The sequence below is a fragment of the Pseudomonas glycinae genome (genome assembly GCF_001594225.2).
Lineage (GTDB): Bacteria > Pseudomonadota > Gammaproteobacteria > Pseudomonadales > Pseudomonadaceae > Aquipseudomonas > Aquipseudomonas glycinae.
Map to the genome: position 1 here is coordinate 2,415,290 of NZ_CP014205.2, position 25,792 is coordinate 2,441,081.

Consider the following 25,792-nt stretch of genomic DNA (forward strand, 5'->3'; position numbering starts at 1 on the left):
GAGGATATCGAGATTATTCGATATGTCAATACGCTGTTTGACCAACGGAATGCATCTCGCCTGCCGAGAGCTCGGCAACGCTCGTCAAACCGCCAGAACGCAGCAAGGTACCTGGTAAAGAATGTGCTCGGTGGTACTGCCCAACCATTTGCTCAAGCCCCGGTTGCGAACTCTTCCCATCACGATGACATCGACATGCTGCTCGTCGGCGAACTCGCTCAGCACAGTGACTGGCCGGCCTTCAACGAAGTGGCGCTGACTGGAGGCCACACCGAACTGCCCGGCCAGTCGAAGAAACGATTTTTGCAGGTCCTCGCGCAGTGACCGAGTCAGCTCGGCCAGGGGTAATCCCCCCATGTCCGCCAGGTACGCGGCGGAAATATCGCAGGCATAGAGCAAGTGCAACTCGGCGTCGCACTGAATGGCCAGGGCACTGGCCTGCCGGATGATCTGCTCGTTCAACGAGTTGTCGGCGGACTCGATATCCGACACCTCGACCGCCGCCAGCACTTTACGAGGCAATACATAGCCGCTTCCGCCCACCAGATACACAGGGACCGGACAATCGCGCAGCAATTGCCAGTCCAGCGGCGTGTAAAACGCGCGCCTGAGGGCCGACACCTGTTCGATTTCCTTGATCAGCAGATCGGGCCCATACGCTTTGACATGATCAAGGATGCGCTGCTCCACATCAGCGGCCCATTCCACTTCGGTGGTCACCTCGATCCGCCTGCCGCGCAGATTGACCGCCCGGGCTTCCAGCGTCTGCCGGTGTTCCTCAAGAAATGCTTCGCGTGCCTGTGACCGGTTGCCTGTTTCCAGCAGCGACAAACCGTCGAGCGAGGGAATCAGCGCCAATATGTGCAAGCGCGCGCCACTGGCCTTGGCCAGCGCCGCGGCATGGTTGATCGCAGCGGACTCGCGCAGGAGCGGATTGATGATCAGCAACAACCGTTGATACTGGCTCATAGAGACCTCTCGTCAGATCCAGGACTTTGCACTTCGGTTCGAACGACCGGCCCCACCGCCAGGATGCTGCCGGGTACCGAATACAGCGCCCGCTCGGTATTGCTACCCATCAACCGGTCAATACCTGCGCGGTGCATCGTGCCCATCACGACCACATCCGCCAGGTATTGCTCGACAAACTCGCTGATGACCGGCACTGGCAGCCCCATCACAAAATGGCGTCGCTCGGGCGGGATCCCGTAGCGATCGGCGAGGTTGATGAAAGCCTGGTGCAGGGACTGCCGCAGCTCCTCGACAAAATCCACTCCCCATCCGGTACCGACCAGCGGCGCGTCGCCATTGAAGGCCGGTGACAGGTCATAGGCGTAGAGCAGGTGCATGGGCGCGTCACATTGCGTGGCCAGCGCGTTGGCGGTCTGAATGATGGTGTCATTCAGACCGCTGATCTGGGTCTCGGGATCGAACGGATCCACGGCCGCCACGATCCGATGCGGCAGGCTGTAACGGACCTCGTTGACCAGATGCACGGGCACCGGACATTCGCGCAGCAAATGGCAATCCAGCGGCGTTATGAAAACCCGCTTCAGGAGGGGTTCGAGCGTCACATCCTTGATCAGCAAATCAGGTTTGAGGTCTGCGACAGCCCGCAGGATATCCAGCAGCGCGTGGGTGGTGAACACCACCTCCACCGTGACCTTTAGTCCCTGTTCCGAGAGTTGCTCAAGCTGATCGGCTACCCAGCGACGGTGGTGGCGCAGATAGCGCTGATAGCCGACCTCGTCGATTTTGTCCTCCCACAGGCGAACCACGGGTGCCGGTTCAGCGAAGACCCGAACGTCCAGCGCCGCCCCGCTCGCCTTGGCCAGCGCCACCGCGCGCAGCATGGCGGGCGTCTGATGCAGGGTCTGGTCGGCGACCAGCAGCAAACGTTGATATTGCCCCATCACACACCTCCGCAAGACAACCGCAGGCTTTGAGACTGAGCCTGCGTCACTGGCACGCAGTTGATTTACATCAACTTCGGACCATTCAACATCGCCGGTCTCTGACCCAGATCAGATTCCTGCCCATTGAGCAGCGTAGAAAGAAAGCGACTGCAGGGCGCTGTGTCCCGCACCTGTCTTTAAAACCGCAAGGAGGGTCTCCTCATGCTCACCGTCAAAGACCACAACGAACGAGCCGCCAATGCCTATGCCTCGATCGCCGGGCAACACTGGATCGAAGCACTCAGGGACGGTCGCCATGTGCTGATCCGGCCCCTTTCGGAAAAGGATCGGGAACGCGAGTATGCGTTCATCCAACGCTTGTCTCCCGAGTCGCGACACATGCGTTTTCTGGCGCAGATCAACGAACCGTCGGGCACGATGCTGGATCAATTGATGGATACCGATAATCGCCTGCGCCTGGCCTACGTGGCGCTGGTGCACGACAACGGCCAATTGATCGAGATCGGCGTAAGCCGCTATGCCGCCACGGGTGAACACGAGTGCGAATGCGCCGTTACCGTTGCCGATGAATGGACGCATCTGGGGCTGGGGACCTTGTTGATGGAGCACTTGATCACGGCGGCGCGCAAGAATGGAATGCATCGGATGTATTCGGTCGATGCCGCCAGCAATGCTTCCATGCGCGATCTGGCGCGGGCGCTGGGATTCGAACGCCACAATGACCCCGACGATCCCCGCCAGGTCATTCACAGCCTGTACTTGTAGCCTCTGTCGCCGGCGAACGTCCGTACGGGCGATCGCCGGTGCTCCGACGCTAGAGCCCCCTGCCCGGCTTGATCGCCAACACACTGCACGGTGCCCGGTGCAAGAGCTGTTCGGCCGTGGTGCCCAAGAGTTTGTTTATCCCTTTGTTCTGCACCGTCCCCGCCACGATCACGTCGACGTTTTGCTCTTCGACAAATCGGCAAATGGCCGGCACCGGCACACCTTCGATGAAATGACGACACTCCTTCGACACGCCATGACGCTCGGCCATCGCGGCAAACGCCTCATGCTGTGCTGTGCCCAGTGCCTCGTAGATACCGGTGGCCAGCGGCAACACACCAAACCCGAAGTCCTGCGCATAGGCGGCGGTCCAATCGTAGACGTGCAATAACTGCAGCCGCGCATTGCACACCCTGGCCAGCTTCGATGCGGCGTCGATAATCTGGTCGTTGAACACCAGATCCTGATCTTCGCTGCGCAGCACGTCGATGATCGCCAGAACATGACGGGGGCGTGGGTTCAAGGCGTTGGTCACGAGGTGTACCGGGATCGGGCAATCGCGCAGCAGTTGCCAGTCCAGCGGGGTAAAAAACACTCGTTTCAGGACCGACTCTTCGTGGGCATCCCTGATGATCATCACCAGCGGCATTTCATTGATGAACTGCAGAATCTCCGCGTAAGGGTCCTGAACCCAGACCACTTCGCTCGTGACGACGATCCCGTGTCCACGCATCCGTGTTGCCTGTTCTTCGAGCCAATGGCGATGCCTCTCCAGGTAGGCGTCACGGGCCACGGCCACCTGTTCGGGGGCAAACAGCCCGACCACGGCCAGCGCCTGTAAATAATCGAATGCCACGATATGCAGCGGTCTTTGCAGCGCCTGCGCCAATGCCAAGGCACGATCGAATGCCGGCGTGTGGTGCATGGAGGGCGGAGCGATCAGCAGCAGGCGGGGTTCCTGTGACATGGTGCACCTCGACATTGAGCGATGGCAGGGAATGAGTCTCAGGCTGTCCCTTTTACCGACGAGCACTTTGATTTTTGTCAGTGTCCGGTCAAATCGTCGCTCGATCCACCAGCAGACCGGCCCACATGGCAGCGGTCAACAGAATTTGACCGGGTATGACATACGCGGCGAAACGGCGTCCGCCACTGATCCAGGCCACCAGGCATTTGCTCAATGCGTTACTGCTGACCGCCAGCAGCACGGGCGGCGCAATGGCGGCGTAATCCAACAGTCCACCCTTGGCGAGGGTGGCAATCGACGCCGTGGAAGAATGAGCATCGGCGAATCCGCTGAGTACGGCAGTCAGCATCACGCCCGCCTCGCCAAAGTGATCGAGCATCAGCGAAGACAAAAACGTCACGCCGGCCATGGTCAACGTGACCGCCAGCGCGAGCTTGAGATTGAATGCCCCGCCGACCTTGATCGGCTGGTTCGCAGCAACCGCAGGCCTGGGGAACAGCAGGCCCAGGCTGAACAGCAGCGTTACGCCGAATCCGGCCAGCAATGGCCCCCACAGGTGCGGCAACAGCGCGGTGTCGACCGCGCCGAGGATCAGCGCGACCTGCGCAGCGGTGGCCAGGTTCGACAGCAGGGCCGCCGCACTCAATACCTTGAGGTGCTCCGGGTCTTTGCGGGCGATATGCCCCATCGCCGCAATCGTCATGGTGCTGGAGGCGAAACCGGACGCGATGGCGCTGACCGCGTAGCCGTAGCGCACACCCAGCGTGCGCACGGCGATATGCCCAATGGCGCCGACGGCCATCAGCAACACGGTCAATGTACAAAGAGTGCGCAGGTTGAGTGCCGAGTAGGGACCGATGAACCGGTCAGGCGTCAGCGGCAACACCACCAATGCTGAGATCAGCAGCACCAACCCATCGCGCATCTCCGCTTCGCTCAACTGGCTGCGGGCGAAGTGATGGAGTTTCTGCCGGTAAGCCAGCAGCCCCGCCATGACCACGCCAATGGCGATTGCCAGTTCCGGCGCTGTGCCGCATAGCGCACCCAGTACCAGCACCGTGAGCAAGGCCACTTCGCTGGTCAGCCCCGGATCAGTGCTCAGGCTGCGCCAATAAGCCACGCCGATCAGCACCGCCAGACAGCCGCCCACCATGCCCAACAGCAGTGCGCCGCCCACTTGCATCGCGACGTAACCCAGCAGCGCCGTGATCGCGAACGTGCGCAACCCGGCACAGGCACGGCTGTCGCCGCGCCCTTTGTGCCGCTCGCGCTCCAGACCGACCAGCATGCCGATGCCCAACGCCGCGGCGGCCCCCGCCAGACCCAGTGCGTCACTCATAAAGGGATCGGACCATCGGCATACGTGATCCCGGGACGCTTATTGACCGGCGCCCTATCGGCAATCGCTGGCCACACGTGGGCCGCATCGATCCGTGACTTGAGTTGATCGATAACATCATTGAAATACCTCCTCCGGCCGCAACCAGCGTTGTTTCTCATCCAGTGCAAACTCGGCAGTACCCCGCATTCACTCGCAGGGCTGCGGCGGTTTGACGATCATCAGACTGCAGGGAGCCTGGTTCAACATGCTTTCGACGGTACTGCCGATGAATCGGTGTGTACCGTTGGGATACAGCGTGCCCAGCACCACCATGTCGAAAGCGTGCTGCCGGGCAAACAGGCCGATGACCTTTTGCGGGATGCCGGTCAGCAAGTGTCTGCATGAACTCTGGATGCCATAGCGTTCAGCGAGTGCTTCGAAAGCTTCTTGCTGGGCGTCCTCGATGGCGTCTTTCAGACTGCCATCCAGGCTGCCTGTCGGCACGCTGATGGCCCCGTCGTCGATGACCGCCCAGCAACCGACATTGAGCAGATGCAGCGCCGCGCCGCAACCGGCCGCCAGCGTGCAGGCAAGGTCAAGTATCCGGTCGTTCAACCCTTGCGTCAGTTCTTCCAGATGCGACAGATCGACCGCCGCAAGAAGTTTCATTGGCCTGGCATGCCCGGCGCTTGTCACCAGGTGCAGGTGTGCCGGACATTCGCGCAGCAAGCGCCAGTCCAGCGGGCGATGGAAAGCCCGGTCGAGTGCAGGGACGTAATGGGTATCCTTGATGACCAGGTCCGGATGAAAGTCTTTCACGTACTCAAGCACGTGCGCCAGGTTCGATCTGGCCCAGACCACTTCAGTGGTCACGTTCAGGCCGATGCATCGTTTGAAGCGGGCCTGCTGCTCCAGCCAGTGCCGATGCACTTGCAGATACCCTTCCCGCGCCTGGGCCATTGCCTCGGGTGCAAACAGCCCGGCCGCTGCCAGCACCGGGACATAATCGAACGCGACGATATGCAACAGTGCTCCGTTTGCAAGAGCCAGCGCACAGGCGCGTTCAAAAGCCGGGGTCTGGGTCATTTCGCCAGGGGCTATCAATAGAATGCGTTTGAGTTTGAGCACCACGTGCCTCTCCCTGAAACGTTTACCTGGATGATTGAAAAGCTGATTTCCTGAAGAGCGACATGAGCGGGGATTTTCCTCTCAGCCTGATCACGATCAGGAATTCTGCTGCTCAAGTATCGGCAGGCATTCTTCTGGCTCACTGATTTTTATCAACTTGATCGCAGTGATGTGCCCCCAGTCACTCACAACTTGTTTCTGATGCGCGAGGACGTTTTGACTGACTCGGATCCATTCGTCGTTTAACGGCGGTCGACAAGGCTTTTTCCGTGTCAATGGCGACCCGAGAACTATGATCAACAATTCATGGTGAGGGCTTTGCGGTGGCAGAAACTCGCTCGTATCGCGATCAATACCTCAAAACGGCGTGCTCCCGGTGCAGCGTGCTGGAGCTGTGTCTACCGCTCGGCTTGAACGGTGGAGAAATCGAGCGTCTGGACACGCTGATCGCCCAGCGACTGAAGGTCAAAAAAGGCGCGGCACTCTACCGTGCCGGTGATCCTTTGCGTTCCCTCTATGCCGTGCGGCTGGGGTCATTCAAGACCAGCGTGCTGTCGATCGACGGTCGCGAGCAAGTCACCGGGTTCCAGATTGCCGGTGAAATGCTCGGCCTGGATGCCATCAGTTCGGATCTGCACACCTGCAACGCGGTCGCGCTGGAGGACAGCGAAGTCTGCCCCATCCCTTTTGGCCAGCTGGAAAAACTGGCCCGGGAGCTGCCGTCACTGCAGCACAACCTGAACAGGATCCTCAGCCGGGAGATCGTTCGCGATCACGACATGCTGATGATGCTGGGCAACATGAGCTCGGATGAACGCCTGGCAGCGTTTCTGTTGAACCTGTCGCAACGCTTGAGCGCTCGTGGTTATTCGTCGCGCAGCTTTGTGCTGAAGATGCGTCGTGAGGAAATCGGCTCCTACCTGGGCCTGCGTCTCGAAACCATCTGTCGCGGCATCGCCCACCTGCGCGACCAAAAACTGGTGGAGATTACCGGCCGCGACGTCACCATTCAGAACATGGACGGGCTCAAGCAGTTGATCGTCGGCTGCCATCGTCACCCGCAGTGAGCGTGCCGACGGGCCGGACGCGCCTTCACGGGGTAATCGCCACTTTCATCACACCGTCACGCTGGTGTGCAAACAAATCGTAGGCCGCTTCAATGTCATCCAGTTTGAACCGGTGGGTCACCAACGGTGATAGGTCAACCATGCCGCTCTGCACGACCGCCATCAAACGCCGCATACGCTCTTTCCCGCCGGGGCACAGGGTGGTGACGATGCTGTAATCGCCCAACCCGGCCGCAAAGGCGTCGAGCGGAATGCGCAGGTCGCTCGAATACACGCCCAGGCTCGACAAGCGGCCGCCCGGACGCAGCACGCGCAACGCCGACTCAAAGGTGCCTTGCGTGCCCAGTGCCTCGATCGCGACATCGACACCGCGCCCATCGGTGAGGGCCATGATCTGCTCGACCACGTCGCCCTCGCGAAAATTGACGACATGGGTGGCGCCCAATCGACGTGCTACCGTCATGCGCTCGGCCACCGCATCGACACCGATGATCGTGCTGGCGCCTTTGAGCCGGGCACCGGCGACTGCACACAGACCAATGGGGCCGAGGGCGAATACGGCGACGCTGTCGCCGATGCTCACCTCGCCCCGTTCGGCACCGGAGAAACCGGTGGACATGATGTCCGGACACATGAGTACCTGCTCATCACTGAGGCCATCAGGAATCGGACAAAGATTGGCCAAGGCATCGGGCACCAGTACGTATTCGGCCTGGCAGCCATCAATGGTGTTGCCGAACTTCCACCCGCCGATGGCCCGGAAACCATGGCGAGTGTCCGGCCCGTCCTGGGAACCACAGCCACACAGGCACGCATAACTTTGCCCGCTGGGGGTGATGGCGCCGGCAATCACGCGCTGCCCTTCAGTGAACCCGCGCACCTGCGACCCCAGACGTTCGATGATCCCCACCGGCTCGTGACCGACCGTCAAACCCTGCGCCACCGGGTATTCGCCGCGCAGGATGTGCACATCCGTACCGCAAATTGTCGTGGTGGTTATCCGGATCAAAGCGTCCAGCGGGCCGACTTCCGGGATCGGTTTGTCATCCAGCACGATGCGATTTTTTTCGACAAAAATGGCAGCTTTCATGGTGGCCATGAGCATTCTCCTGAAGGATTCGACTCGTGGTCAGCCTGCGCCGCACTGCCAGACCGGCACTTGATAATGATCAACAATCGACGACATCCGCGACGATTGACCACCCGTCTGACGGCGCTCTGGCGACCACCGGTTGTTTGACAAAGATCAAACGTCCACCGCACGCCGGGCGCAGCCTGTAGCCATCGGTTCAACGCTTCCTGCCCCAAGGAGAGTCGTCATGTCAGAACAACCGCGTTACATGCTGGTCGCCTCACCCCTGATGGAAAACAACCCTGCCTTCGACCGTGCAGCGGCACTGGCCAAGGCGGCGGGCGCGGCCCTGCACATCGTGGCTTTCGATTATCTGGAAGGTCTGGCGACCGCCAGCATGGTCAACGAGCAAGCACTGGAACAGATGCGAATCGGCTATATCGAGCGTCATCGTCAGTGGCTCGAAGAACGGGCGCATTCGATGCGCAAGCTCGGGGTCACCGTCACCACGGAAGTGGTGTGGGTGGAACGGCCCTTACAGGAAATCCTCATTCACCTCAAAGAGCAGCCCATGGCGGCGCTGATCAAGGCGCTGGAGCCGGAATCGTTCCTGTCACGGTTGATGTTCACCCCGCTGGATATTCACCTGCTGCGCGAATGCCCGGTGCCGCTGCATTTCGTCAGCCATGTCGGGCATGCCCTGCCCCGCAAGATCCTGGCCGCCGTGGACCCGTTCCACCGTGACGGGCAGTACGCCGGCTTCAACGACCGGATCCTGCGCGAGGCCGCCAAACTGGCCAGCCTGTGCAATGCCGAACTCGATGTGCTGTATGCCCATGATCTGTCATCGATCAGCGCCAATGAATTCGGCTTCGACAATGCCTCGGCGTTCTTCTCCTCCAGCGCCGCCAAGTCCCTGTTCGATGCCCAGGCTGCGGCCTTTCGCGAACTGGCCGAGCGCAACGGGATTGCGGACGAACGTCAGCACATGGTCATGGGCAACCCGGCCAAGGTGCTCTGCAGCTACGCGAGCGGGTATGACATCGACATGATCGTCATGGGCCGCGTCGGCCATCGTGGCGCAGGCCGGCTGGTCGGCAGCACGGTAGAACACCTGCTGTACAAGATTCCGTGCAGCGTATGGGTGGTGTCGCCGGAACACCTGGCTGACTGAGCAGGCCTGGTCCTCAGGAGCGATTGCGCCCGCCCAGCATCCGGTCCAGGGTGTCGTCGCCGACCCAGTAATGATGGAACAGTCCGGCAGCGGCGTGCAGGCCGATCAGCCAGTAACCGGCATTGCCGATCAGCTCGTGCCAGTACTTGATCTGCTTGGCCAGGTCCGGATCGACCGCCACCGGCGCTGGCACATGAAAGCCGAAATACGGAAAAGGTTTGTCTCCGGCCGCGAGCATCAGCCAGGCCAGCACCGGGGTGGCGATCATCAGCCCATACAGGGCCAGGTGCATCAGGTGCGCGATTGCCGTCTGCCAGGCAGGCGGTTTCGGGGTGATCGGCGGACGCGGTGTCAGTCGGCCAAACAGGCGCACCCACACCAGGACGAAAATGCTCGCGCCGAACATCCCGTGCAATCCCATTAACAGGCCCCGCGCTTCGCTGCCTCGGGGCATGAAGCCTTTGATTTCAACGCAGGCATACACGCCGACGAACAGCGCCAGCATCAGCCAGTGCAAGGTGATCGACAGTTTTCCATAACGGGGTGCGGCCATGTCGCGGGTCATAGTTGCCTCGTGATTGTTGTGAGCGACGGCCGACTCGTTCGGCTGTCTCGATCCGGTTGCCGGGCGAACCGACGGCGTCACACTGCCGTGACAGTCTTAAGACAATCTGAAGATCCGTCGTTCGTTAACCTTTTTTCACCTTCAGACTTCGTTAAGAAATGGTCCGGATACTCCACTCAAACCTATTGAGGGAGGCGTTCAGCCCATGCCCGATTCTGACTGGAATATTCCCCTGCCCCTGCATTTTGGCCAAGGCGAAACACCGCAGATGCAGCTGTCGAGCGCCCAACCCGGCGATGCTCAACGAGCGGCGTTCGAAGCGTTCATTCAACAACGCTTTCGCAAGGCCCACGGCGCCGATATCCGCCATTTCATGCCTGAACTGTTTGGTGTGCACAACGACTCCGGGGACTTGTGCGCAGTGGCCGGGGTACGTCGTGCGCACCTTGAACCGTTGTTTCTTGAACGCTACCTGGACGAGGCGATCGAGCCCTTGATCAGCGCGGCCGCCGAGCGTCCGGTGGAGCGCAGCGCGATTGTCGAAGTCGGCAACCTTGCGGCCAACGACACCGGCAGCGCACGCCTGAGCATCATTGCCATCACTTACCTGTTGGCCATGGGCGGTCTGGAATGGGTGACCTTCACCGGCAATATCGGCCTGGTCAACAGCTTCCATCGTCTGGGTCTGAAACCCGTGACGCTGTGCGCCGCCGACCCCGAACGTCTGGGCGATGACCGTCACCACTGGGGCAGTTACTACGAAAGCAAACCCTGGGTGCACGTGGGCAATATCCGCGCCGGTTTCATCCATCTGCGCAACATCGGTCTGTTCAGCCGGCTGGGTTTGCCGACGTCTATCGAAGGAGCCTGCCATGTCGCTTGAACGGCAACGATTCCAGGAAACCCTGCGCAGCCATGCAGGGCGCAATGACAACGCTTTGGCATTGTGGGGCGACACCCTGAAAGTCAGTTACACGACGCTGTACGCCGAGGTGATGTACCGCCAGCAACGCTTGCGCGATGAAAACGTGAAGGTCATTGCCCTGGCACTGGACAACGGCGTCGAGGCCATACTCTGGGATCTGGCGGCGTTGTTTGAAGGCTTGACGTGCGTGACCCTGCCGCCGTTCTTCAGTCCGGCACAACGTGCCCATTGCCTGGAACAAAGCCAGGCCGAACGGGTGATCGCTGAACCGGAGTTGGAGAGCGAACTGCTCGCCGCCGGTTATGAACAACGCGGTGAATTCTGGTGCCGCACCTTTGAAGGCCCGAACCGCCTGCCCGTCGGTACCGCCAAACTGACGTTTACCTCCGGCACCACCGGTACACCGAAGGGCGTGTGCCTGAGCGCCGACAGTCTGCTGCGGGTCGCTCGGGAGCTGGAAGAGGCCAGCAAACCCACCGCTCCCCAGCATCACGTGGCTTTGCTGCCACTGGCGATCCTGCTGGAAAACCTTGGCTGTTACGCGGCGCTGTATGCCGGTGCGACGCTGAGCGTGCCGAGCCAGAGAACCCTGGGCATCCAGGGCGCCAGCGGCGTCGACCTGCCGCGCTTGCTCGGCTGTCTGGCCAGCCGGGCACCCGAGAGCCTGATCCTGGTGCCGCAATTGCTGCTGTTACTGGTCAGCGCTGCCGAACAGAAAGCCTTCGATCCGCAATCGCTGCGTTTTGCCGCCGTTGGTGGCGCACGGGTTTCCGAGGATCTGCTGCACCGCGCGCAACGGGTCGGCCTGCCGGTCTACGAAGGCTACGGCCTGTCCGAGTGCGCCTCGGTGGTTTGTCTCAACCGGCCCGGGGCTCGGCGTCCGGGGAGCGTCGGGCGGCCCCTGCCCCACGTCGACGTGCGCCTGGCCGAGGACGGTGAGGTGTTGATCAAAGGCTCGACCCTGCTCGGTTACCTTGGCGAACCGGCGTACACCGATGAGTGGTGGCCAAGCGGCGATCTGGGCGAGTTCGACCCGGAAGGTTTTCTCTACCTCAAGGGCCGCAAGAAGCATCAGTTCGTCACCAGTTTCGGCCGCAACGTCAACCCGGAATGGGTCGAATCCGAACTGACCCAGCGTCAACACATCGCCCAGGCCTTTGTGTATGGCGAGGCCTTGCCGCATAACCACGCGCTGCTCTGGCCGCACCGTCCGGACTGCACCGATGCTCAGTTGGCGGCCGCCGTCGCCGCTGCCAACGAGGCCTTGCCCGATTACGCCCAGGTGCATCACTGGACACGTCTCAAACAACCTTTCACGGCCGCCAACGGCCTGCTCACCGCCAACGGTCGCCCGCGCCGCGAGGCAATCGTCGCGCAATACCGCGCCGTGCTTACCGAATCCGCCCTTTCCGAGGAATCCGCACCATGAGTTTTTTCGACGCCCTGCAAGAAGCCACCCACCAGGAACGCCACGAGCTGTTCAATCTGCCGATCATCCTCGATGCGCTGCAAGGCAAGGTCAGCCTTGAAAGCTATCGCGCGTTTCTCGCCCAGGCCTACTACCACGTGCGTCACACCGTCCCCTTGATGATGGCTTGCGGCGCGCGCCTGCCGACGCACCTTGAATGGCTGCGCAAAGCCGTGTGCGAATACATCGAAGACGAATACGGCCACGAGCAATGGGTGCTCAACGACATCGAGGCCTGTGGCGGTGACCGTAACGCGGTGCGTGATGGCCAGCCGTCGCTGCCGATCGAGCTGATGGTCAGTTTTCTCTACGACCTGATCGCCCGAGGCAATCCGGTGGGTCTGTTTGGCATGGTCAACGTGCTCGAGGGCACCAGCATCGCCCTGGCCACCCACGCCGCGGGCAGTATCCGCGAGCGTCTGGCCCTGCCGGAAACGGCGTTCAGCTACCTCAGTTCCCACGGCTCGCTGGACATCGAGCACATGCAAACCTATCGCCGGCTGATGAATCAGCTGGAAGATCCGGCCGACCAGGCGGCGGTGATCCATGCCTCAAAAGTCGTCTATCGGCTCTACACCGACATGTTCCGCGGCCTGCCCCGTGACGCGGAGGCTCAACATGCAGCTGCATGAAGCCCGTGTGGTGTTGACCGGTGCCAGCGGCGGCATCGGAATAGCGATCACGCGTGCCTTGTGCGCAGCCGGTGCGCAAGTCCTGGCGGTCGCGCGGCATCAGGAATCGCTGCGCCCGTTGCTCGACCTTTACCCGCAGAACCTGTGCTGGGTCGCCGCCGATCTGACGTTCCTCAGCGACCGGCGCAAGGTGTTGGCCGCCGCCGAGGCCATCGGCGGCATCAACCTGCTGATCAACGCCGCCGGGGTCAATCACTTCGCAATGCTGGAACAGCTCGACGACAGCGACATCAACGCCATGCTGGCGGTGAACATCAGTGCACCGATCTGCCTGACCAAACTGTTGCTGCCGCTGCTCAAGCAGGCCGACAGTGCCATGGTGGTCAACGTCGGCTCGACCTATGGTTCGATCGGCTATCCAGGTTATGCCAGTTACTGCGCGACCAAGTTTGCCTTGCGCGGATTTTCCGAGGCCTTGCGCCGAGAGTTGGCGGATACCCGGGTCGGCGTGCTGTATGTCGCACCGCGCGCCACCCGCACCAGCATGAACAGCCCCGCCGCCCAAGCCTTGAATGACGCACTCAAATCCAGCGTCGACGACCCGCAAGCCGTCGCCGCCGCCGTGATCCATGCGATTGCCGGCGATCGCCGAGACCTCTATCTGGGCTGGCCGGAGCGCTTCTTCGTACGCCTCAACAGCCTGCTGCCCAATCTGGTGGATCGCGGTCTGCGCAAGCAATTGCCGTTGATCCGTCGCCTGAGTGAAAAACCTGAAAACGAGACGCCGAAACCATGAAAAAACTTCTCGCCTGTGTGCTGCTGGGCGCCCTCAGTCAAAGTGTCTGGGCGCTGGACGCTGCCGATCAACAACGCCTCAACAGCATCCAGCAGAGCTGGGCGCACATCCAATACGAGACCCCGGAAAAACAGCGGGCCGCTGCGTTTGAACAGTTGGCCGCCCAGGCAACGCACTTCGCCACGGAACGTCCGGCCGTCGCCGAGGCCTGGATCTGGAAAGGCATCGTCACCAGCAGTTGGGCCGGTGCCGAGGGCGGGCTCGGGGCCCTGGGCAAAGCCAAGGACGCCAAAGCCGATCTGGAAAAATCCCTGACCCTCGACCCCAAGGCATTGCAGGGTTCGGCCTACACCAGCCTCGCCGCGCTGTACGACCGGGTGCCGGGCTGGCCGATCGGTTTCGGCGACAGCGACAAGGCCGAACAACTGCTCAAACAGGCCCTGCAACTCAACCCCGAGGGAATCGACAGTCTGTACTTCTGGGGCGATCACCTTTACCGTCAAAAACGCTACGCTGAAGCCAAAGCAGCGCTGCTCAAGGCCCTGCAAGCCGCTCCTCGCCCAGGCCGGGAAAGTGCCGATGCCGGACGCCGCAAAGAGATCGCCGCGTTGCTGGTGGACGTGAACAAGAAACTCGACTGACAGGAGTCCGTGTGCGTTTATTACTGATCGAGGATGACGTGGCCCTCGGCGAGGGCATTCATCAGGCGCTGGGGCGCGAGGGTTACACCGTCGACTGGCTCAAGGACGGCAGCAGCGCCCTGCACGCCCTGCTCAGCGAAACCTTTGATCTGGCGGTGCTCGATCTCGGCCTGCCGCGCATGGATGGGCTCGAAGTCCTGCGTCGTCTGCGTGGCAGCGGTTCGAACTTGCCGGTGCTGATCCTCACCGCCCGCGATGCCACCGAAGACCGCATCGCGGGACTGGACGCCGGCGCCGACGACTACCTGATCAAGCCCTTCGACCTGGCCGAGCTCAAGGCCCGCCTGCGCGCCCTGCTGCGACGCAGTGCCGGTCGCGCGCAGATGCTGATCGAACATGCCGGCATCAGCCTCAACCCCGGCACCCAGCAAGTCAGCTATCTGGGCCAACCGGTGGTGCTCACGCCCAAGGAATATCAGTTGCTGCACGAACTGCTCTCCCCGCCGGGTCGGGTCATGACACGCGACCACCTGACACAACTGCTTTACGGCTGGAACGAAGAAGCCGAAAGCAACACGCTGGAAGTGCACATTCATCACCTGCGCAAGAAATTCTCCACTGACCTGATCCGCACCATTCGCGGCGTGGGTTATCTGGTGGAGGAGCGCCGATGACCTCGATCCGGCGCCGCACCCTGACCCTGATCATCGGCCTGATGCTCGCCGGTCTGACCGTGCTCAGCCTGTTCAATCTGCACGACAGCAACCACGAAATCGCCGAAGTCTACGACGCGCAACTGGCGCAGAACGCACGGTTGCTGCAAGGCGTGATGCGCATGCCGTTGCCGGGGCAGGAGCACGCGGATCTTTATCGGGCGTTCAACTCGGCACTGGCCGAAGCCGTGCCCAAAGGGGACGGCCATCCCTACGAAAGAAAACTCGCCTTTCAGGTCTGGAATGCCAAGGGCGAAATCCTGGTGCATACCGCCAGCGCGCCCTCCTTCAGCACACCGCCAATCCAGCCTGGCTTCAGCGATGTGGTGGATTTGAACAAGCGCCACTGGCGGGCTTTTGTCCTGGAAGACAAACAGAACGGTTTGCGCATCTGGGTGGGTGAACGCGGTGATGTGCGAGCGGACCTGGTTGACCGGATTGTCCGCCATACCCTGTGGCCGAACGTGATCGGCAGCCTGATCCTGGCGGCGATGATCTGGCTGGCCATCGGCTGGGGGCTCAAGCCTCTGGCCAACATGGCGGCGACCCTGCGCGCCCGCCACAGCGGCTCCCTCGAACCGCTGCAACTGACGCCGCTGCCCAGCGAACTGGAACCAATGCAGGCAGCGCTCAACCGCATGCTTGCGCAGATCCAGGAAGTGCTCGGTCGCGAGCGCCGGTTCATCGCCGACGCCGCCCACGAAATGCGCACGCCACTGGCGGTACTGCGGGTGCATGCGCAAAACCTGCTGGAGGCCGGCACCGAACAGGAGCGTCGCGAGTCACTCGAATTTCTGATCGCCGGGGTGGATCGCACCAGCCGGCTGGTCAATCAGCTATTGACCATGGCCCGCCTCGAGCCCAAGGCCAACGCGCCTGCCAAACAACGCATCGACCTTGGCGACACTGTGCGCAACAGTCTTGTGCAGCTCACGCCATGGCTGCTGAGCAAGCATCTGGAACTGGCCTTCGACGTCAACGACCAACCTTTCCCTGTGCTCGCCGATGCCGCCACCATCGACATTGCCCTGAACAACCTCATCACCAACGCCGCCAACTTCTCCCCGGAGCAAGGCGTGATCAGCGTGCAATTGACCAGGGCCGACGGGTTTTACCATTTGAGCGTTGAAGATCAGGGGCCGGGGATCGATGAAGCGGATCGGGCTCGACTGTTCGAGCGGTTCTACAGCCGGGGCAATCCCCAGGGTGCCGGGCTGGGACTGACCATCGTCAATACCATCGCTACGCGTCTGGGTGGGCGGATCACACTGGAAAACCGGGTCGAGGGCGGCTTGCGGGCGACGTTGTCGATTCCCGCCGGTTGAACAGGTCTTGCGAGCGTTGAGTCATGGCGCAACCATCGGCGGCGCCTTGCCTTGCAGGGCGATCGAGTCGGCATCGGAGCGCTGCACCGTCTCCGGCACTGCCAACCAGAGCAGCACCAGCGCCGCCATTGCCACCGCCGCCAGGGTCAGGAACGCAGCGCTGTAACCGGCCTCCTGAACCACAATCCCCGCCAGGCTGTTGCTCAATGCCGCACCCAGACCGAACACCGTTGAAATCGCCCCGAGGCTGACATTGAAATGTCCGGTGCCCAGCGTCAGGTCTTTCACCACCACCGGAAACAGCGCGCCGAAAATCCCCGCGCCGATGCCATCGAGCAACTGCACCGAAACCAGCCACCACGGATCATTCGACAGCACATACAACACGCCGCGCAATGGCAGGATCAGAAACCCCGCCAGCAGCAACGGCTTGCGCCCCCACAGATCGGCCTTCGCCCCCACCAGCAGCGCGACCGGCACCATCACCAGTTGCGCCGCGACGATGCAGGCGGACGTGAGTGGCGTGGCCATTTGCAGATTGGCCTGCGCCAGCTTCTGACTCACCAGCGGCAACATCGCCGCGTTCGCCAGATGAAACAGCGCACAGCAAATCGCGAACATCAGCAACGGTCGGTTGGTGAGCAATACGGAAGAGCCCGAAGGCTGCTTGCCCTGCCCCGTGTCGCTGGGTGAAAGACCTCGGGCGAGATCGTGGTCAATCGCATCTGCCGACACAAAGGAGACGGCAATCACGCTGGCCAGCGCCATGACCGCCATCAGATAAAACACGGCGACCGGGCCAAACAGGTACGCGGACAAACCGGCCAACAACGCGGCGCAGGCGTTGCCGGCGTGATTGAAGGTTTCGTTGCGCCCGGTTCTTCGCGTGAAGGCACGAGGCCCGGTAATCCCGAGGGTGATCGCGCAAATGGCCGGCGCGAAAATCGAAGCGGCGACGGCACTGATGGCTTGCGTCACCGCCACCAGACTGAACGACGTCACGAACGGCAGCAGCAGACAGCTTGCGGTGACCACCAGCGCGGCAATCGCAATCAGCGACCGTTTGAAGCGCGTGCTGTCGACCAGCGCACCTGCCGGGGTCTGCGTGATCAGTGCGGCGATCCCGGCTATGGTCATCACCAGACCGATGCTCGCCGGCTCCCAGTGGTGAACCGCCAGCAGGTAAATCGCCAGATAGGGACCGAGCCCGTCACGCACGTCGGCGAGGAAAAAATTCAGGCTGTCGAGAGACAGGTTATTACGGCGATCGAGGTGAGTGGCCACGGGTAACGTCTTCGTTGTCGAGGTTCTGCGAGATGACTCAACCTCCGCAAATCGAATGACCTTTTGCCAAGCGTTTTAGTTGCATGAAACAGCCGTCTTTACTGGCCCATCAACAACTCGCGCTCGCCTTCGCACAACCCCACCACGTAATCCCAGACCACCCGCAACCGCACCGATTTGTGCAACTCGCGCCGCGTACTGATCCAGTAGCTGCGCTCGATGCTCTCATCGGGCAACAGCGGCACCAGATCCGGGTCCGACGCTGCCATGTAACAAGGCAGCACCGCAATCCCCAGCCCCGAGCGCGCCGCCTGTTGCTGAGCAATCACGCTGGTGCTGTGAAATACCACCCGAGGGTTGCGACAGAAACTGTTGAGGAACATCAGCTCCTGACTGAACAGCAGATCATCGACGTAGCCGATCCACGCGTGCCGGCCGAGATCTTCGCGACTGCGCAGCGGCGGTGCGTTGTCGAGATAGGCGCGGCTGGCATAGAGCGCGAGCCGGTAATCAGTGAGTTTGCGGGTGACCAGCATGTCCGCCGCCGGCCGTTCAAGGTGAATGCTGATTTCCGCCTCGCGGTTGAGGATGCTGACGAAGCGCGGTACCGCCACCAGTTCCACTTCCAGCCCCGGATAGCGTTCGAACAACCCGATCATGCGGCTGGCCAAAAACATGATCCCCAGCCCTTCCGTGACGCCGACGCGAATCTTGCCCAGCGGTGCGGTGGACTGGGTGATTTCTTCCTGGGCGAGCAGCGCGACGTTTTCCATCGCTTCGGCGTGTTTGAGCAGCGCCTCCCCCGCCGGGGTCATTTCGTAGCCTTGGGCGTGCTGGACGAAGAGCGCGGTGCCGAGGCTTTTTTCGATGGCCTCGATATGCCGGGCCACGGTGGCGTGAGTGGTGTTCAGGCGGCGGGCGGCAGTGAGCAAGCGCCCGCTGCGTTGCAACTCGAGAAAGAACCGCAGGTCGTTCCAGTCGAACATGGCTTGTCCTTGTCGGCTATCGTCAGGAAGCGCTGTTTGAAAACGCACAGCGGCTGCGCAAAAACTAACATTCTTTTGACGAAAGCTAACAACTAGGATGACCGACAACAAAAACAATAAGCGAGGTCAGGGAATGCAGACTTCCCTCGATGAATTCGATTACATCGTGGTCGGCGCCGGACCGGCCGGGTGTTTGCTGGCCAATCGGCTGTCGGCCGATCCACAGCAGCGCGTGCTGTTGCTGGAAGCCGGCGGGCGCGACAACTATCCGTGGATTCACATCCCCGTGGGTTACCTGTTCTGCATCGGCAACCCGCGCACCGACTGGTGCTTCAAGACCGAAGAACAACCGGGCCTCAATGGCCGCGCGCTGAGTTATCCGCGCGGCAAGGTGCTGGGCGGCTGTTCGTCGATCAACGGCATGATCTACATGCGCGGCCAGGCCAACGACTACGACGGCTGGGCTGCGGAGGGCAATCCGGGCTGGGCCTGGAACGATGTGCTGCCGCTGTTCAAACAGAGCGAAAACCACTTTGCTGGCGCAGCGGAATTCCATGGCGACAAGGGTGAATGGAGGGTCGAACGCCAGCGCCTGTCGTGGCCGATTCTCGATGCGTTCCGCAGCGCTGCCGAACAGAGCGGCATCACCAGCATCGATGACTTCAACCAGGGCGACAACGAGGGTTGCGGCTACTTTCAGGTCAATCAGAAGGCCGGGGTGCGCTGGAATGCGGCGAAGGCGTTTCTGAAGCCGATTCGCGATCGGGCCAATCTCACGGTGTTGACCGACATCGAGGTGGATCGCGTGCTGTTCGAAGACGGTCGCGCCTCGAAAGTCAGTGCCCGTTGGCAGAGTCAGCAAAAGAGCTTCAAGGCGCGCAAGGAGATCGTGTTGTGCGCCGGCTCCGTGGGCTCGCCAAGCATTCTGCAACGCTCCGGAATCGGCCCGCGCCTGCTACTGGAAAAGCTCGGCATCGGCGTGGTGCATGAGCTGCCGGGCGTCGGCGGCAATCTGCAGGATCACCTGCAACTGCGCCTGATCTACAAGCTGGAAAACGCCCGCACCCTCAACCAGATCGCCGGCAGTGTGTGGGGCAAGATGGGCATGGGCCTGCGTTATCTGTATGACCGCAGCGGGCCGTTGTCGATGGCGCCGAGTCAGTTGGGTGCGTTTGCCCGCTCGGGGCCGGAACAGACCTCCGCCAATCTCGAATACCACGTGCAGCCGCTGTCGCTGGAGCGCTTTGGTGAGCCGCTGCACAGCTTCCCGGCGTTCACCGCATCGGTGTGTGATTTACGGCCGCAGAGCCGGGGCCGGGTCGAGATCCGTTCCGCCGATCCACAAACCGCGCCGCTGATCCAGCCCAATTACCTCAGCCATCCCGAAGACCTGCGCGTGGCCGCCGATGCGATTCGCCTGACCCGGCGCATCGTCAGCGCCCCGGCCCTGCAAGCTTTCAACCCGGTGGAGTACCTGCCGGGCGCCAGCCTGCAAACCGAAGAACAACTGCACGCAGCGGCGGCGAAGATCGGCACGACGATTTTTCACCCGGTCGGCACCTGCCGCATGGGCAACGATGCGGACGCGGTGGTCGACGCACAGTTGCGCGTGCACGGCGTACCGGGGCTGCGGATTGCCGATGCTTCGATCATGCCGCGCATCACCTCCGGCAACACTTGTTCGCCTACGCTGATGATTGCCGAGAAAGCGGCACAGCTGATTCTCAACCCCGCAACTATAAACACAACCCCTGTGGGAGCTGGCTTGCCAGCGATGACGGAGTGACATTCAACAATCATGTCGGCTGATTAACCGCCATTGCCAGCAGGCTGGCTCTCAAAAGGGGCATATTTGATTCACAGACATCGCGCATCACCCGGACACGCAACACCAGTGGAAACAACAAAAACAATCACTGTGAGGGATACCGATATGTCAGAACACGTTCAGCCTCTGGACGCCGTGCGCAGCACGGACGCCAGCCCCGATACCCGAAAGGTCATCTTCGCCTCGTCCCTGGGGACGGTGTTCGAGTGGTATGACTTCTTTCTCTACGGCGCCCTGGCGGCGGTCATCAGCAAGCAGTTCTTCGCCGGGGTCAACGACACCACCGCGTTCATCTTCGCGCTGATGGCGTTCGCCGCAGGCTTCATCGTGCGGCCGTTCGGGGCGCTGGTGTTCGGTCGGTTGGGGGACATGATCGGGCGCAAATACACGTTCCTGGCGACCATCATCCTGATGGGTGTAGCGACGTTCGCCGTGGGCCTGCTGCCGAACTACGCCAGCATCGGCATCGCCGCGCCGATCATTCTGGTGGTGCTGCGCATGCTTCAGGGTCTGGCCCTCGGCGGCGAATACGGCGGCGCCGCGACTTACGTGGCGGAACACGCGCCCATCGGCAAACGTGGTTTCCATACGAGCTGGATTCAATCCACCGCAACCCTCGGTCTGCTGCTGTCATTGCTGGTGGTGCTGGGTTGCCGCTACTTCACCGGCGATCAGTTCGAAGTCTGGGGCTGGCGCATTCCCTTCCTGCTGTCGATCGTGCTGCTGGGCATCTCCACCTGGATTCGCCTGAGCCTGCACGAATCGCCGGCCTATCTGAAAATGAAAGAGGAAGGCAAGGCCAGCAAGGCGCCGATTCGCGAATCCTTCGGCAAATGGGAAAACCTCAAAGTCGTACTGATCGCGCTGTTCAGCATCAACGCCGGCCAGGCGGTGACATTTTACGCGGCGCAGTTCTACGTGCTGTTCTTCCTCACCCAGTTCCTGAAAATGGACCCGGCGGTGGCCAACAGTCTGCTGATCATCAGCGTGGTGATCGGCGCGCCGTTCTTCATCATTTTCGGCTGGCTGTCGGACAAGGTAGGGCGCAAACCGGTACTGATGCTCGGCCTGTTGCTGGCCACGGCGCTGTACTTCCCGATCTTCAAATCCCTGGCCCACTACGCCAACCCGGCCATCGACCACGCCAGCCGTCAGGCACCGATCACCGTGGTGGCTGACCCGGCGACCTGCACCTTCCAGTTCGATCCGGTGGGCAAGGCCAAATTCGACAGCCCGTGCGACAAGGTCAAGACCTTCCTGGTCAAGCAAGGCCTGCCCTACTCCAGCGTCGCCGCCCCAGCGGGCAGCACGGTGCAAGTGAGCGTCGGCGATGTGAAACTCGACGGCTTCGACGAAGCAGCCTTACGCGGCGCCATCACCCTCGCCGGTTATCCGCAACAGGCTGACCTGCAGCAGATCAACAAACCGATGATCGTGGCCCTGATCGTCGGCCTGATCATCATCTCGGCCATGTGCTACGGCCCGCTCGCGGCGCTGATGGTCGAACTGTTCCCGACCCGCATCCGCTACACCTCGATGTCCCTGCCGTACCACATCGGCAACGGCTGGTTCGGTGGTTTCCTGCCGACCGTGTCCTTTGCGCTGGTGGTGTACACCGGGGATATCTTCTACGGGCTGTGGTACCCGGTGCTGATTACCGGGGTGAGCCTGGTGGTGGGGATGATCTGTCTGCGTGAGACAAAGAATATCGATCTGGACAAGAACTGATTGATAGACGTGTGGCGGGGGCGCAATGCCCTCGCCACCCTGCGAAATCTCAGACCTCCGCTTCCAGCAACTCAAACTTCACCTGATCGGGATAAAACGCCACATAGTCCTTGATCTGGCTCACCGAAATCTTCGGATTTTCGTACGTCCACACCGCATTCGCCCCTTCATGCCCCGGCACTTGCAGACTGAAATAGTTGGCATCGCCCTTGTACGGGCAGTAAGTGGTGTGATCGGTGCGGGCGAAGTATTTTTCGTCGATATCCTCGCGCGGGATGTAGTAGACCGGCGGGTAATTGGCTTCGAGCAGCACCAGCGCTCGGGCCGAGGCGGCGACCTGTATGCCGTGGAATTTCACAAGCAGGCAGCCTGGTTGCTCGGCGATGGTGATAACGGGACTGGGACCGGACGTTTTCATCGGTTTCTCCTGACGGCGGCGAAGGCACCGGTTCAGGTATAACCCATGCGGGGGACACTCGTCGGGTTCGCAGCCGAACGGTTTTTCTTCGACCAGATATGACCGCCGCTTGCGGAGGCGGCGGTTTCTGGTTTCATATCACGCGCAAAACGGCCAAAACGCTCACCGACAGGAGTCATCATGCGTAAGGATTACCTGGCTTTCTTCATCTCGCTGTTCCTGTCGCGGCTGGCGGATCAGATCCTGTTGTTCATCGTGCCGCTGGTGGTGTTCCAGACCACCAACAGCGCGTCCTGGGCGGGGCTCGCATTTTTCGTCGAGTCGCTGCCGCGTTTTCTCGCGTTTCCACTGTGTGGGGCCCTGTGCGACAAGTTCTCGCCCATCAGGATTCTGCACATCAGTCAGGTCTACCGGGCGCTGCTCTGCGTGTTGGCGGTTGGGCTTTATGCCGTCTTCGGCGGTATCGCGTGGCTTGTGGTGCTGTCTGCGCTGTGCGGCGTGCTGACTACTCAGGGCATCATGGCCCGCGAAGTGCTGATGCCGCATATTTTCCAGCACTACAGCTACACCAAAACCCTTTCCTACTCGCAGATAGCCGACCAGACCGGACTGGTTCTGGGACCCTTGGTGGCGGCATTGCTGCTGGAGGTTTCGGCCTGGCACTGGGTGGTGCTGTGGGTGGCCGGGCTGTTCCTGCTGGCCGACCTGAGCATGCTGGTGTGGCAACGTTTCAGTCGTATCACCCTCGAGGTGTTTGAGCAGCATCAGGACATCTGGCTGCAGCCTCTGCGCATCGCGTTCAGGCATATACGCGAACTGGCGGAGCTGAAAAAGATCATCACCCTGGCGATCGGGGTCAACCTGATTGTCGGGGTCACCCTGGCCACTTCGGCGGCCATGGTGCTCGGTCAATACAGCGCCGGCAAGGACGACTACGCCGTGCTGCAAGCGGCTGGCGCGGTGACCACCATCGTGATTCTGTTTTTCCTCGCCCGGGTGGTATTGCCGTTGCGCGTATTGGGTGGCGTTGCCTGTTCGATGCTCGCCGCCGGCGCCTTCATCAGCGCCCTGAGCCCGAACCTGGCGGGTTATGTGCTGGGTTTCCTGTTGATCGTCGGCTTCGACAAGATGTTCAACGTTTACATGCGCAGCATTCGCCAGCGAGTCATTCCCCCTCAGGACTTCGGCAAGACCGTGGGCGTGATCACCCTGCTCAACAACTTGTCACAACCGCTCGCGGGACTGCTTGTTGCGCTGCTCGCCGCGCCTTTGGGGGCACAACGTGTGATCCTGATCCTGGCTGTGCTGGCGACGCTGCTGGGCGTTGCAGCTCTCTGGTGGTTTGCCAGAGTACGTAATACATCCGCCGCTTCGATCCTCGAAACCGAGCAGTAACCGATTTCAATGTCGTAGAGCGATGTCCGAAAACAAAAAAACCGCAGCCTGCGAAGGACTGCGGTTTTTTCGTTTCAGATTTTCCGTTTTCAGATCAGGCGACGATATCGGTCGCCACAGCCTGCCCCACCACACCCACGGCGAAATCCACCGAACCCTGGCCTGTCAGGTCGATCATCAGGCTGGTCTGGTTGGTCTGTTCGAAGTAAGTGAGGATCGCATCGCCCGCGTGGCCGGTGAAGCCGCTGACGAAGTTCAGCGTGGCTACGCCGGTGGCGAACCCGGCGATGCCCGACAGGTCGATCTTGTCCAGGCCACTGGTGAAATCCATGATCCAGTCCGGCGCAGTCATGGTCGAGTCGCTGGCCGCACCGAACACGAAGGTGTCCGCGCCCTCACCGCCCCACAACGAATCACCGCCGCCACCGCCGTAAATGATGTCGTTGCCGGCACCGCCGATCAGGTCGTTGGCCGCCGCGTTGCCGATCAGCAGGTCATTGCCCGAACCGCCAATGGCGTTTTCCACGGTCACGCCGTGGGCGATGGACACGTTGCCCACCAGACCGCCGACATCGGAGAACGAGCCTTCGTTGAGGTTGATCTTCTGGTTCTGGCTGAAGCCGGAGAAATCCAGGGTGTCGTTACCACCGCCATCCCACACCGAGAACACCACTTTCGAGGTGTTCGAGGTTGCGCTGTAGAAGTCGCGATCGGCGTTGGAGTTGAAGCCGTACACGGTGTTGTCGGCACGGGTTTCGAAGTTGGCGCCGTAGAGTTTCTGCACCGCAACGATGTCGTCCATCAACGGTGCCGAGGCGTAGGCGCCGCTGCCGTCCTTGCTGAAGTTCTGGTCGGTGTTGGCTTCACTCCAGTAGCTCATCAGGCTGTAGCCACGGGTGTCTTCGGCGTACTTGGCGTCACCGTAGGTCGGGTTGCCATTGCCGGCGTTGTAGGCGCCCGGGTGCGACAGGCCGAGGGTGTGGCCGATTTCGTGGGTCAGGGTCTGACGCCCGTAGTTGTTGGTGTCCGGGGTCTTGTTGACCTGGTACTGATCGTTGATCAGGTACCACGATTGGCCGTCGTAGCTGCTGCCCTGCGGCAGGTAGGCGAACGCCGCGCCGCCGGTGCTGACGTCGTAGTTGCCGAAGGTCATGTGGCCGTCACCGCCCTTGCCTTCGGTGAAAGTCACGTTGGCTACGTCCGACCACGATTGCATCGCCAGCACGGCCTGGGCTTTCTGCTGGGCGCTGAACTCGCTGAAGTTGCCGAGTTTCGGGTTGTAATTCGACGGTTTGTCGGTCAGGAACGTGTAGGTCAGATCAATCTTGCCGTCGGCATTCTTGTCCTGCCACGACATGCCCTTGCGCAGGATTTCGTCGGCGGCCTGGTCGGCGGTGAACGACGGCTTGCCGTTGACTGTCCCGGTGCCACGGTCATACAGGTGGCTGAAGGTGTCGACGGCGGTGAAGGCGCTGCTGGCCTGGGAGGAAGGTTGAGACATGGTGTACGTCCTTGTTTCTGAAGAGTCAGTGTCAGACAGAAAAACGGCGATCTTCTGGCGAGATCGTCCTGTCACTCGCCTTGTCAGGCAGATTGAACCTGCCACAGCCGCCAACGGGGGCGCTAATCAATTTCTCGATAGCGTCCCGGATTGCCCCGACGTGGCTGTCATGACCGG

General features: G+C 61.3%; 24 protein-coding genes. 13 read left to right on the forward strand and 11 right to left on the reverse strand.

Annotated features, from left to right (window positions below; translation table 11 throughout):
* Window positions 1-84: 84 nt before the first annotated feature.
* Together AWU82_RS10690 and AWU82_RS10695 are read right to left on the reverse strand one after the other, a co-directional pair.
* Window positions 85-969, reverse strand: coding sequence for a universal stress protein (locus AWU82_RS10690; RefSeq protein WP_064379466.1), 885 nt, complete (start codon window positions 967-969; stop codon window positions 85-87).
* Window positions 966-1,913 (reverse strand): universal stress protein, encoded by a 948-nt coding sequence (locus tag AWU82_RS10695; protein ID WP_064379468.1) that lies wholly within the window; start codon window positions 1,911-1,913, stop codon window positions 966-968. Before AWU82_RS10695 ends, AWU82_RS10690 begins: the two co-directional genes overlap by 4 nt.
* A gap of 204 nt (window positions 1,914-2,117) precedes the next feature.
* Here AWU82_RS10695 and AWU82_RS10700 point away from each other — a divergent pair, with 204 nt between their 5' ends.
* Window positions 2,118-2,681 (forward strand): GNAT family N-acetyltransferase, encoded by a 564-nt coding sequence (locus tag AWU82_RS10700; protein ID WP_011334713.1) that lies wholly within the window; start codon window positions 2,118-2,120, stop codon window positions 2,679-2,681.
* A 49-nt stretch (window positions 2,682-2,730) separates the two neighbouring features.
* On the opposite strand, the gene AWU82_RS10705 is transcribed toward AWU82_RS10700, so the two are convergent.
* From AWU82_RS10705 to AWU82_RS10715, 3 genes are all read right to left on the reverse strand, one after another.
* The gene (locus tag AWU82_RS10705) at window positions 2,731-3,648 is read right to left on the reverse strand and encodes a universal stress protein (protein ID WP_064379470.1); all 918 of its coding nucleotides are present in this window, start codon (window positions 3,646-3,648) and stop codon (window positions 2,731-2,733) included.
* Window positions 3,649-3,736: 88 nt separating this feature from the next.
* A complete protein-coding gene (locus tag AWU82_RS10710) occupies window positions 3,737-4,987 on the reverse strand; it encodes an MgtC/SapB family protein (protein ID WP_064379472.1) in 1,251 nt (416 codons plus the stop codon).
* Between the two features lie 189 nt (window positions 4,988-5,176).
* Window positions 5,177-6,097: a universal stress protein gene (locus AWU82_RS10715; protein WP_064384045.1), complete on the reverse strand. Its 921-nt coding sequence runs from the start codon at window positions 6,095-6,097 to the stop codon at window positions 5,177-5,179.
* Between the two features lie 323 nt (window positions 6,098-6,420).
* On the opposite strand from AWU82_RS10715, the gene AWU82_RS10720 reads away from it, so the two are divergent.
* Complete coding sequence (locus tag AWU82_RS10720) at window positions 6,421-7,164, forward strand: fumarate/nitrate reduction transcriptional regulator Fnr (RefSeq protein WP_064379475.1); 744 nt, start codon at window positions 6,421-6,423, stop codon at window positions 7,162-7,164.
* A gap of 25 nt (window positions 7,165-7,189) precedes the next feature.
* Here AWU82_RS10720 and AWU82_RS10725 read toward each other — a convergent pair whose 3' ends face one another.
* The gene (locus tag AWU82_RS10725; RefSeq protein ID WP_064379477.1) at window positions 7,190-8,263 is read right to left on the reverse strand and encodes an NAD(P)-dependent alcohol dehydrogenase; all 1,074 of its coding nucleotides are present in this window, start codon (window positions 8,261-8,263) and stop codon (window positions 7,190-7,192) included.
* A gap of 220 nt (window positions 8,264-8,483) precedes the next feature.
* Between AWU82_RS10725 and AWU82_RS10730 the strand changes: the two genes are divergently transcribed.
* Complete coding sequence (locus tag AWU82_RS10730) at window positions 8,484-9,410, forward strand: universal stress protein (protein WP_064379478.1); 927 nt, start codon at window positions 8,484-8,486, stop codon at window positions 9,408-9,410.
* A 13-nt stretch (window positions 9,411-9,423) separates the two neighbouring features.
* On the opposite strand, the gene AWU82_RS10735 is transcribed toward AWU82_RS10730, so the two are convergent.
* Window positions 9,424-9,975, reverse strand: a complete 552-nt coding sequence (locus AWU82_RS10735; protein WP_064379480.1) for a cytochrome b — start codon at window positions 9,973-9,975, stop codon at window positions 9,424-9,426.
* Between the two features lie 205 nt (window positions 9,976-10,180).
* Between AWU82_RS10735 and AWU82_RS10740 the strand changes: the two genes are divergently transcribed.
* Genes AWU82_RS10740 through AWU82_RS10770 form a run of 7 tightly spaced genes read left to right on the forward strand, consistent with a single transcriptional unit; the run spans window position 10,181 to window position 16,475 of the window.
* A complete protein-coding gene (locus tag AWU82_RS10740; RefSeq protein WP_064379481.1) occupies window positions 10,181-10,858 on the forward strand; it encodes a thermostable hemolysin in 678 nt (225 codons plus the stop codon).
* Entirely contained in the window at window positions 10,848-12,329 is a 1,482-nt protein-coding gene (locus AWU82_RS10745) for an AMP-binding protein (protein WP_064379483.1), read from the forward strand. The genes AWU82_RS10740 and AWU82_RS10745 overlap by 11 nt, the downstream gene beginning before the upstream one ends.
* Entirely contained in the window at window positions 12,326-13,000 is a 675-nt protein-coding gene (locus tag AWU82_RS10750; protein WP_064379485.1) for an iron-containing redox enzyme family protein, read from the forward strand. Before AWU82_RS10745 ends, AWU82_RS10750 begins: the two co-directional genes overlap by 4 nt.
* Complete coding sequence (locus AWU82_RS10755) at window positions 12,987-13,796, forward strand: SDR family oxidoreductase (protein WP_064379487.1); 810 nt, start codon at window positions 12,987-12,989, stop codon at window positions 13,794-13,796. The genes AWU82_RS10750 and AWU82_RS10755 overlap by 14 nt, the downstream gene beginning before the upstream one ends.
* The gene (locus AWU82_RS10760) at window positions 13,793-14,437 is read left to right on the forward strand and encodes a tetratricopeptide repeat protein (protein ID WP_011334725.1); all 645 of its coding nucleotides are present in this window, start codon (window positions 13,793-13,795) and stop codon (window positions 14,435-14,437) included. The genes AWU82_RS10755 and AWU82_RS10760 overlap by 4 nt, the downstream gene beginning before the upstream one ends.
* An 11-nt stretch (window positions 14,438-14,448) precedes the next feature.
* Window positions 14,449-15,111, forward strand: a complete 663-nt coding sequence (locus AWU82_RS10765; protein ID WP_064379489.1) for a response regulator — start codon at window positions 14,449-14,451, stop codon at window positions 15,109-15,111.
* Window positions 15,108-16,475 (forward strand): ATP-binding protein, encoded by a 1,368-nt coding sequence (locus tag AWU82_RS10770; RefSeq protein WP_064379491.1) that lies wholly within the window; start codon window positions 15,108-15,110, stop codon window positions 16,473-16,475. The genes AWU82_RS10765 and AWU82_RS10770 overlap by 4 nt, the downstream gene beginning before the upstream one ends.
* A 21-nt stretch (window positions 16,476-16,496) precedes the next feature.
* On the opposite strand, the gene AWU82_RS10775 is transcribed toward AWU82_RS10770, so the two are convergent.
* Both AWU82_RS10775 and AWU82_RS10780 read right to left on the reverse strand, forming a co-directional pair.
* Window positions 16,497-17,759, reverse strand: a complete 1,263-nt coding sequence (locus AWU82_RS10775) for an MFS transporter (RefSeq protein ID WP_064379492.1) — start codon at window positions 17,757-17,759, stop codon at window positions 16,497-16,499.
* Window positions 17,760-17,857: 98 nt separating this feature from the next.
* Window positions 17,858-18,745 carry a LysR family transcriptional regulator gene (locus AWU82_RS10780; RefSeq protein ID WP_064379494.1) on the reverse strand — a complete coding sequence of 296 codons (888 nt, stop codon included), beginning with the start codon at window positions 18,743-18,745 and terminating at the stop codon, window positions 17,858-17,860.
* Window positions 18,746-18,878: 133 nt separating this feature from the next.
* On the opposite strand from AWU82_RS10780, the gene AWU82_RS10785 reads away from it, so the two are divergent.
* Together AWU82_RS10785 and AWU82_RS10790 are read left to right on the forward strand one after the other, a co-directional pair.
* Window positions 18,879-20,531 carry a GMC family oxidoreductase gene (locus AWU82_RS10785; RefSeq protein ID WP_064379496.1) on the forward strand — a complete coding sequence of 551 codons (1,653 nt, stop codon included), beginning with the start codon at window positions 18,879-18,881 and terminating at the stop codon, window positions 20,529-20,531.
* A 147-nt stretch (window positions 20,532-20,678) separates the two neighbouring features.
* Window positions 20,679-22,301, forward strand: a complete 1,623-nt coding sequence (locus AWU82_RS10790; RefSeq protein WP_064379497.1) for an MFS transporter — start codon at window positions 20,679-20,681, stop codon at window positions 22,299-22,301.
* Window positions 22,302-22,350: 49 nt separating this feature from the next.
* On the opposite strand, the gene AWU82_RS10795 is transcribed toward AWU82_RS10790, so the two are convergent.
* Window positions 22,351-22,719: a DUF427 domain-containing protein gene (locus tag AWU82_RS10795; RefSeq protein WP_064379499.1), complete on the reverse strand. Its 369-nt coding sequence runs from the start codon at window positions 22,717-22,719 to the stop codon at window positions 22,351-22,353.
* A 180-nt stretch (window positions 22,720-22,899) separates the two neighbouring features.
* Here AWU82_RS10795 and AWU82_RS10800 point away from each other — a divergent pair, with 180 nt between their 5' ends.
* On the forward strand, window positions 22,900-24,114 hold the full coding sequence (locus AWU82_RS10800) for an MFS transporter (RefSeq protein ID WP_064379501.1): 1,215 nt from the start codon (window positions 22,900-22,902) through the stop codon (window positions 24,112-24,114).
* Between the two features lie 94 nt (window positions 24,115-24,208).
* Here AWU82_RS10800 and AWU82_RS10805 read toward each other — a convergent pair whose 3' ends face one another.
* Entirely contained in the window at window positions 24,209-25,615 is a 1,407-nt protein-coding gene (locus AWU82_RS10805) for a serralysin family metalloprotease (RefSeq protein ID WP_064379503.1), read from the reverse strand.
* Window positions 25,616-25,792 lie beyond the last annotated feature (177 nt).